The 2,198-nt window shown below is 59.3% G+C and carries 3 protein-coding genes; 1 reads left to right on the forward strand and 2 read right to left on the reverse strand.

Annotation, left to right across the window (positions count from 1 at the left end; all coding sequences use genetic code 11):
* The coding region (locus tag GAL01_RS15890) for a hypothetical protein (RefSeq protein ID WP_218017103.1) at positions 1–293 on the forward strand (293 nt) is incomplete at its 5' end.
* 58 nt (positions 294–351) lie between these two features.
* On the opposite strand, the gene GAL01_RS15350 is transcribed toward GAL01_RS15890, so the two are convergent.
* Both GAL01_RS15350 and GAL01_RS15355 read right to left on the reverse strand, forming a co-directional pair.
* On the reverse strand, positions 352–1,644 hold the full coding sequence (locus GAL01_RS15350) for a tyrosine-type recombinase/integrase (RefSeq protein ID WP_062026944.1): 1,293 nt from the start codon (positions 1,642–1,644) through the stop codon (positions 352–354).
* A gap of 283 nt (positions 1,645–1,927) precedes the next feature.
* Positions 1,928–2,198: winged helix-turn-helix transcriptional regulator (locus tag GAL01_RS15355; RefSeq protein ID WP_145995679.1), on the reverse strand; the 271-nt coding region annotated here is incomplete at its 5' end.

Below are 2,198 nucleotides of genomic sequence, written 5' to 3' on the forward strand. Positions count from 1 at the left end.
AAGAGAGGGACAGAGGCCGAGTTCTGCACCGCCGCCCTCAGGGCGGCGCGACCCCGGCACGGGGGCGCGTGCAGCTCTGGATGACGCGTCACAGCGTGATGCGGACGCCCCTAGCAGGGCACGAAAATGAAACGGTTTTAAGCGACTGTTTTAAAAGGGTTTTTGGAGCCTTGCTCCAAAAACCCAGTATCGTGCCATTTCGGACGATCTGGCAGCCCGATTTTATGGCGCAGTGCCATGCTTTTGAGCTGCTCATGGAATGGCGACATAGCGCATTGATGACGCGTCACTGAGATTGTGCGGACCGGTACGACGCAATCCGTGACGCGTCATTGGGCTTTTGACGGGCCTTCAGGCATCTGGATCTCCGATTTCAGAGTCTTTCCAGGTGAAGAGCGGCGCGCTGTCAGGATTGGAACGCGGCGGCTTTGCGACCGCCTCCGTGGATTGCCCGGCACAGAAGCGTTCCCAGGCAAACATCATCTCGGAACGCCTGTTGAAAAGATCCCCGCGGCGATAGGCGGCCTCGACCTTGTCACCGATGGCATGGGCCAACGCCATTTCGGCGACCTCGCGTGGAAAGTCGGTTTCCTCGGCCGCCCAGTCCCGGAAGCTGGAGCGCAAACCATGGATCGTCACATCCTTCGTGCCTGCGGCCTGATGGAGGGCCTTCGAGACTGCAACATCGCTCAACGGTGATCCGACCCGGCCACCGGGAAACACAAAACTGTCCTCACCGGAACTGGATCTCAGAGTCTGGACTTTATATAGCAGGGCCATCGCTCCGTTCGTCAGGGGCACACGATGCTCCCGCCCGGCCTTCATCCGCTCGGCCGGGATGGTCCAGATCTTTTTCTTCAGATCGATCTCCGACCACAGGGCCTTGCGGACCTCGCCAGACCGGGTGGCGGTCAGGCAGACGAACCGTGCGGCCAGAGCTCCCACGCCATGCTCGGCGCCGAGCCGGCTGTAGACTGGCGGGAGATCGCGATAGGGCAAGGCGGCATGGTGCACCACCTTCGTGACTGCCGTGGGTTTGGGGAGGATGTTCGCCAGGTGCCCCCGCCAGCGGGCCGGGTTCTCACCCTCACGCCAGTGATGGCTCTGCGCATAGTCCAGAATGCGCTCCATCCGTCCACGCAGCCGTGTTGCGGTTTCGGTCGTGTTCTCCCAGATCGGTCGCAGGACGGCGAGCACGTCCTCTGTCTGCACGCTGCCAATCGGTCTCGAGCCGAGGACGGGATAAACATGACGGTCCAGAGAGCTGCGCCACATGGGCGCCGAGCGCGGATCTTTCCAGCCCGGCGCCTGCTCGGTGATGTACTGCTCGGCAACCTGCGCGAAGGTGCGCTCCTGAACGTCAGGTCCCTTCTGCCGGGCTTTCTCTTCGAGAGGGTCGAGCCCTTCCAGAAGCAGGCACCGGTTCTCGGCCGCCTTGAGCCGGGCATCGGCCAGAGAAATATCCCGGGCGGGACCGAGTCCCATCTCCCGTCTTTTGCCGGTCTTTGGGCTTTTATAGCGAAAGGTCCAGGCCCGGGTGTCGCCCCGGACGGTAATCCATAGATTTCCGCCATCGCCGTGAACCCCGTCTTTGAGGGAGGCGACCTTGCGGGCATTCATCTGGTTCGGCGGAAGCTTGCTCATGGCTTTTTAGTCCCATCTTCCGTCCCACCTTACGGGATGGGTTCGAATGCGTCTATCTGCTTCTTCAGGATGGCATGGATTTCTGTAAAGTCATGAAAAACAAGGGCTATTGCGTTGATCCGCCCTTTCATGACGCCCTAGATCGGCGGACACCCTCTCCGCCAGAAAAAAATCAAAAATCTCCAGATTTTTTAGACATTTGCTTGATTTAGCGAATTTTGTTCCGACTTCAGAAATGCGTCGTCGTACGGCGCCCGGACACGATACGCATCGTGCTATATGTTCATGAATGCGATTTGGTCGCCGGAGAAGGCTGAATGACAGTTGAAAGCATTCCACTTTCACCTGCGCATGTTTCAATATCCTGTCTGAACTTCATATTCTCATCGCCCCAGACCTTGAGAGCCATGATGACAGGCTTGAGGGTCTGCCCACGCGGGGTGAGGCTGTATTCCACCTTCGGCGGGACTTCCGGGTAAACCGTCCGTAACACGAACCCGTCACGCTCCAGTTCGCGAAGCTGGGTCGTCAGCATCCTCTGGGTGATGTTGGGC

The sequence above is a fragment of the Gluconobacter albidus genome, assembly GCF_002723915.1.
GTDB classification, from domain to species: domain Bacteria; phylum Pseudomonadota; class Alphaproteobacteria; order Acetobacterales; family Acetobacteraceae; genus Gluconobacter; species Gluconobacter albidus.